The organism is Desulfobacter sp. UBA2225 (genome assembly GCF_002348205.1).
Classification (GTDB): Bacteria; Desulfobacterota; Desulfobacteria; order Desulfobacterales; family Desulfobacteraceae; genus Desulfobacter; species Desulfobacter postgatei.
Genome location: NZ_DDYV01000234.1, coordinates 1 through 5,609, shown reverse-complemented (window position 1 = coordinate 5,609; position 5,609 = coordinate 1). Strand labels below are relative to the sequence as shown.

At 53.0% G+C, this 5,609-nt stretch carries 6 protein-coding genes; all 6 read right to left on the bottom strand.

The window, feature by feature from the left end; translation table 11 throughout:
* Positions 1 to 365, bottom strand: a 365-nt coding sequence (locus tag B3D59_RS11845; protein WP_286819999.1) for a hypothetical protein, incomplete at its 3' end; no start/stop codon positions are given.
* Positions 366 to 374: 9 nt separating this feature from the next.
* Positions 375 to 683 (bottom strand): hypothetical protein, encoded by a 309-nt coding sequence (locus B3D59_RS11840; RefSeq protein WP_286819998.1) that lies wholly within the window; start codon positions 681 to 683, stop codon positions 375 to 377.
* Between the two features lie 573 nt (positions 684 to 1,256).
* The gene (locus B3D59_RS11835; RefSeq protein WP_286819996.1) at positions 1,257 to 2,501 is read right to left on the bottom strand and encodes a CapA family protein; all 1,245 of its coding nucleotides are present in this window, start codon (positions 2,499 to 2,501) and stop codon (positions 1,257 to 1,259) included.
* A 12-nt stretch (positions 2,502 to 2,513) separates the two neighbouring features.
* Positions 2,514 to 3,683, bottom strand: coding sequence for an alanine racemase (gene alr / locus B3D59_RS11830; RefSeq protein ID WP_286819993.1), 1,170 nt, complete (start codon positions 3,681 to 3,683; stop codon positions 2,514 to 2,516).
* Positions 3,683 to 4,531 (bottom strand): aminotransferase class IV, encoded by an 849-nt coding sequence (locus B3D59_RS11825; RefSeq protein ID WP_286819992.1) that lies wholly within the window; start codon positions 4,529 to 4,531, stop codon positions 3,683 to 3,685. The genes alr and B3D59_RS11825 overlap by 1 nt, the downstream gene beginning before the upstream one ends.
* Before the next feature lie 166 nt (positions 4,532 to 4,697).
* Positions 4,698 to 5,534, bottom strand: a complete 837-nt coding sequence (locus B3D59_RS11820; RefSeq protein WP_286819991.1) for a class I SAM-dependent methyltransferase — start codon at positions 5,532 to 5,534, stop codon at positions 4,698 to 4,700.
* Positions 5,535 to 5,609: the final 75 nt, after the last annotated feature.

The window sequence follows — 5,609 nt, the reverse complement described above, 5'->3', positions numbered from 1 at the left end:
GGAACGCCTGCCTTGTCCAGGATGTTGTGGGTGGCGGTTTTGTGAATCAACGCCTTCATGGTGGCCGCATCCGGCCCGATATAGGGGAGCCTGAGCTTGTCCAGGATATCGGCCACCCAGTCTTCACCGCTCTCCCCCATGCCTATGGTGGCTTCGTTTTCCGTCACATGGTACAGCGCACTCCAGACAAGGTCGAATTTGCGGGTATCCAGCACCCGGATTAATTCGTCCATGTTTGATACGGATGCGATGTCGCAAGATTTGCCTGACGCGTTTATGGCCTTTGCAATCTCCTGGGTTACGGCCATGTTGCCCCACCCCTGGGCTTCGCCCCCGGGACCGGTAATCAGTAAAATCCGACTCATATTCTTACCTTATTCAAGTTCTATGCTGAACAACTGTCCGTCCAGCCGATAGTTTTTCAGGGCGTCGACCACATCCGGAGAAACCGTGGAGAGCAGGCGGTCATAGGCTTCGATTCCGGCGGGTTCCCATGTGACCCTGGATACAATATCGATAGAGATTTGTGGTGACCCTCCGGGAACAATTTCCCGGCAGGCTTCATCAATCATGGCTTGGTTGGGATTTAAAATTTCTACTTTTTTGTCGGTATGGCGGGCCAAAGCATCTTTAAAAATATCTTTACAATAGCCAAAATGGGTGCAGCAAAGCGCGGCATACACAGTGGAGCCGGCATTTTTTAGANNGCGGCATTTTCATCAATCAACGTCTTGACCTCGTTGCTGAACGGGGCCCGCTCAATTTTACCCGCAAGGGCTAAGCATCCCTGGGTGATGATACGTTCCGGGTCAATGCCTTGTTCAACTAAAGCCGTTTTATGCTTGTTTTCATGGATGGTGATCGGGGTGGCAAAAATTACGGCACGGGCTGAAACGTCCCGGCTCAGCGCATTATAGATCATCTGAACCCCGTGGTCCACGATGCCGGTGACAGGAATTGTCGTCTTTTTTGCAAACCGGGTAAACGGATAGATCACGGACAGGGTGTTGCAGGCAATGTAGATGTGGTCGGGGGTGTATTTGGCCATGGCCGCCAGGGCATTGTCAAACACCTTGGACCGGTCCGCCGGATCCGGATAGTGCCTGTACCCTCTGTCCTGTTCGGGCCAGGCATTAAAGTATACCAAGTGAATGCGCTCGTACCGTGCATCATTGGCAAATCTTGCCGCCATGCCCGCACACACGGAAAGTCCGCCAAGCCCCGAGTCGGTTACAAGCAGGGTAATCTGTTTTTTATCACTCATTGTCAATCTGCCTTGTCAGCCACTCCCGGGCCAGATCCCGGGCCCAGGCTGGGCTGTGTCCCAATTTGCCTTGCACCACACGGGTGAGCAGGTCCTGCCAGTGGTAAAAATGCTGGGCCGTGGTTAACCGGTTTCTGAACATGGCGGCTCCCTTTCCCGGGGCGTCATCCAGTTTGTTTAAAATCATGTTGACTTCATTTTTGAATCCGGCCACCCCGTAATAATCCAGAAAACCTTGCCAGGCTTCCCGGCTGCCTTCGGGGGTGGACAAAGGGTCGCTGATCTCTTTAAATCGTTTGAAAAAATAATCCCGGTCCGGCCCTGCAAGCATCTGCACGCCCCGTTCATGAATCCGATAGGGTTCAATATCCAACCCTGCAAGCCCTTTTTTGCTGATATGCAGGCGTACCAGATATCCCATTTTTCGCCAGAAAAAATTTGTAGTCTGGTAAAAAATAAAGTTTCCCAGACTGCAGCACACCGGCGTGTTTTTATGGAAGAAGAGCCCCTGGGGCACATGGGGGTGATGCCCTATAACGGCATCGGCACCGGCATGGGCCAGTTTCCTGAAAGCGTTTGTTGCGTATTCCGGTGCAAAGGGGATGTATTCCAGGCCGCAGTGGACCACGGCGATCACGGCATGAAGCGCCCGGGTCGTATTTTTTTTTAGATTTTTGATGCGGGTACAGGCCCCTTTAATGTCCCATCCGGCCACACCCGGTCCGGGCCCGGCTGCGGTCAGATCTTCACCTTCGCTGAGGTTGACAATGGCAATATGAACCCCTTTGGCTTCCATCATCAGGGGCGCTTGAGCTTCTGCTTTGGTCATGCCGGCGCCTGTGCGGGCGATGCCGTGGCGATCCAGAACCCTGACGGTCTGCTGGAACCCCTCAACACCAAAATCAAACATGTGGTTGTTGCCCAGGGTGACGGCGGAAAACGGCACTGCGGTCAGACCCTTTACATGGCAGGCACTGCCTTTGAACACGGCCCCGCTTTTGCATACTTCAGTGCCGATATCGCTTAAAGGGGCTTCCAGATTCACAAGCGTCAGGTCCGCCTTTTGCAGCAAGGGCAGAACATCGCCGTATATGGCCTGGGGGTCGGATTCAATCAACGGGGCAAACGCCCGGATGGGTGCCCAGTCCCCGGCAATGACAAGGGTCGCCGCATCTGTTGGCCCGGCATCCTGTGACCAGGAACCGGTCTGAAAGTTAAAGCGGTTTGTATTTGGCATGGGAAGGTTTTTTTACACGTATGACACAGGCATCCGCCCGGTCAGGCCTGCGGTGACCTCGTAATTGATGGTGCCTGTGAGACCGGCGATGTCGTCTGCCGTAATCCGTTCATTTGCCTGGGTACCGAGGATGGTGACATCATCTCCGGGCTTGACTCCCGGAATGTGCCCCACATCAATCATGGTAAAATCCATGGTAACCCGGCCCACAATAGGGGCCTTTTGGCCTTTGATCAGCATCTGTCCCTGGTTGGACAAAAGCCGGCTGTACCCGTCTGCATACCCGATGGGCACCGTGGCAATCACCGTGGGGGCCGCTGTGACATGGGTGGACCCGTAGGAGATGCTGAAATCCTTGGGCACTGCCTTGACATAAATGACCTTTGCCGTGATGGACATGATCGGTACAAGCTTATGCCCTGTGATGTCAACCTCACCGGACGGGGCCATCCCGTACATGGCAATGCCCGGGCGCACCATGTCAAAATGGGCTTCGGGCAACTCAAGAAGCGCTGCGGAGTTCGCTGCATGGCGGATTTCAGGGTGAATTCCCATATCCGCCAGCATGGCAACCATGTCATTGAACCGGGCCAGTTGTCCTTTGACATGGGTTTTGTCGATCATGTCCGCCTTGGCAAAATGGGTGTAGGTGCCTTCCACCTCCAGTCCCTTTAGGCCCGCAATCTCCCGGGCCTGACCTATACCGGCCGCTTGCCCGGACTCCTTTATCACTATGTCGGGATGAAGAAACCCCAGGCGCCCCATACCTGTATCCAGCTTGATATGAATTTTAAGCGTGGTGTTTAAGGCTTGGGCCGCGGCAGACAGGGCCCGGGCCGTTTGGATATCAGCCACGCTTGCCCGGATGCCCTGGGTGGCAAGAAAGGAGACCTGTTCAGGCAGCGCTTCTCCTAAAAGAAGAATGGGCGCCGTGATGCCGGCATCTCTCATGGCAACGGCTTCCGAGATCCGGACTAGTGCAAGAAAAGAGGCCCCGTTTTCAAGGGCGGTTTTTGCGCATGGTATCCCGCCATGCCCGTAAGCATTGGCCTTGACCACGGCGCAGAACCGGGTACCGGTTGGTGTCAGGCTTTTCAGGGTTCGCACATTCTGTCCAAAGGCGGACAGATCCACCTGCACCCGGCTTTGGGGCTCAAGGAGAGGTGCTTTGGGGGTATTCATCAGTCTGCCTTTCCAAGACCGTAGGCTGTTGTATATGCTTTCCACTCTGCCATCAGGGCAAGGGTTTTTTCTCCGGGTTTGCCGTCGGCAATAACCGTATCATCCACCTGGATGACGGGCACAATCTCTTTATTTGATGCCGTGATAAACATTTCATCCATGCCGGCCAGATCTGTCTGGGGGATAAAATCCAGGACAATGTCATATTTTTTTTCTAACAGCTCCAGAACCGCGTCCCGGGTTACGCCGGACAGAATGCCGCTGGGCGGGGTGATCAGGGTGGTGCCTTTGAATGCAAAAAGATTGGTGGTGGTGCCTTCCAGCAACCGGTTGTCCTTGTCTTTGTATATGGCTTCAACGGCCCCAAGGCTGCGGGCCTTTTGCTGGGCAAACACGGCTGACAGATAGTTGCTGCTCTTGGCTTCGGGAATAAATCTTTCCATGTCCACGGTGATGATTTTGGTGCCTTTGGTATACCACCACTCGGGCAGCTCGTGCTTGGGCGTGGCCATAACCATGAGGATACCGTTGCCCTGGGGGGTTACGCCGTCAGAGCTGATGCCGCCGGTGTAGACGATGCGGATATTTTCCTCTTTGTGGTCCGGGTTCTTTTCTATGGTCTGCATGACAATGTCGCAGATCTCTTTTTTCGAATGGTTCAGTTCGAGTCCGATATGGCGGGCGGAATTTTCCAGGCGGGCCACATGTTTTTCCAGACGAAAGGGTCGTCTGTTATAGGTGATCAGAAAATCAAATACACCAAATCCCCTTAATACGGTGATGTCTTTTACAGAAAGGGTGGCCTCGTCTTCTGATACGAATTTGCCGTCAATATAATAAGTGTCCATGGGTTGCTCCGTTTATTGCAAATGTACCTTTACTTCCGCCAGGGAACTGACTGCCAGACGCGTCAGGTGTGTGTTCAGAGTTAACTGATATAGAACATGGTGATTGGCGTCAATAAAGATTACACCAGACCCATAAGAATTTAAAAAATATGAGTTAAATATTTTTTTAAGAAAAATTGGATTTTACCCAGATATTTTCCACGCACAGCACAGCCTGTTCTTTGAAATTTCTTTCCATGTTTGCGCCGAAACTCCCGGCATTTTCCCCGAAAACCAGGCTCGGGTTCAAAGGGTCTGTGCCCCTGGCCTTTTTGATGGCATTTACCTTTTCCCACCAGAGCGCTGCATGCGTTGTTTTATCTTCACGGAAAATAAGTTTGAATCCGGCCTTTTCTGCATACTCTTCAATGTCTTGCCGGGAGCAGAGCATGGAGGCCGCCGCATCACCGGCCCAGGGGACAGGGTAAAGGGGGTCGGGCCCGGGGCCATCCACAATCTCGTGCAGGATCAGTTTGCCCCGGGGGGCCAGTACCCTTGAAAATTCGGCAAAGACCTTTGGTTTATCTTTTATGTTGAGCAATACGTGCTGGCAGAGCACGGCGTCAAAAAAGTTGTCCGGGTAGGGTAAGGCCAGCAGGGATCCGTGTTGAAAGTTAATGATACCCTCTTTTGCAAAGCCGCACCACTGGTTTAACATGCTTGCGGTTTCAATGAACTCTTCGGACAGGTCAATGCCATGGACAACAAGACCGAAATTTTGTGCCAGAAGCCGGGATGTGCCGCCAATACCGCAGCCGGCATCCAAAATGGTCATGCCTTTGTCCAGGCCGGCGTGTTCCATCAATTCGATGGTCGCAGGGGCTGCACCCGTATGAAGCTGGTCAACCGGGGCAAGATCCCGCAGACTGATCTGTCCCGGAATTTTGCCTGCTTTTTCAAGTCCCCGGCGGATTTTCGCCCCAAGCGCCGGGCAGGTATAATGGGTTTTGATCGCATCTTTCATATATTATTTTCCTTATTAACGCTCCTCAACTTGTTGCAAAAAGCCTATATATATAACTCCCCATTCGCTCATTTT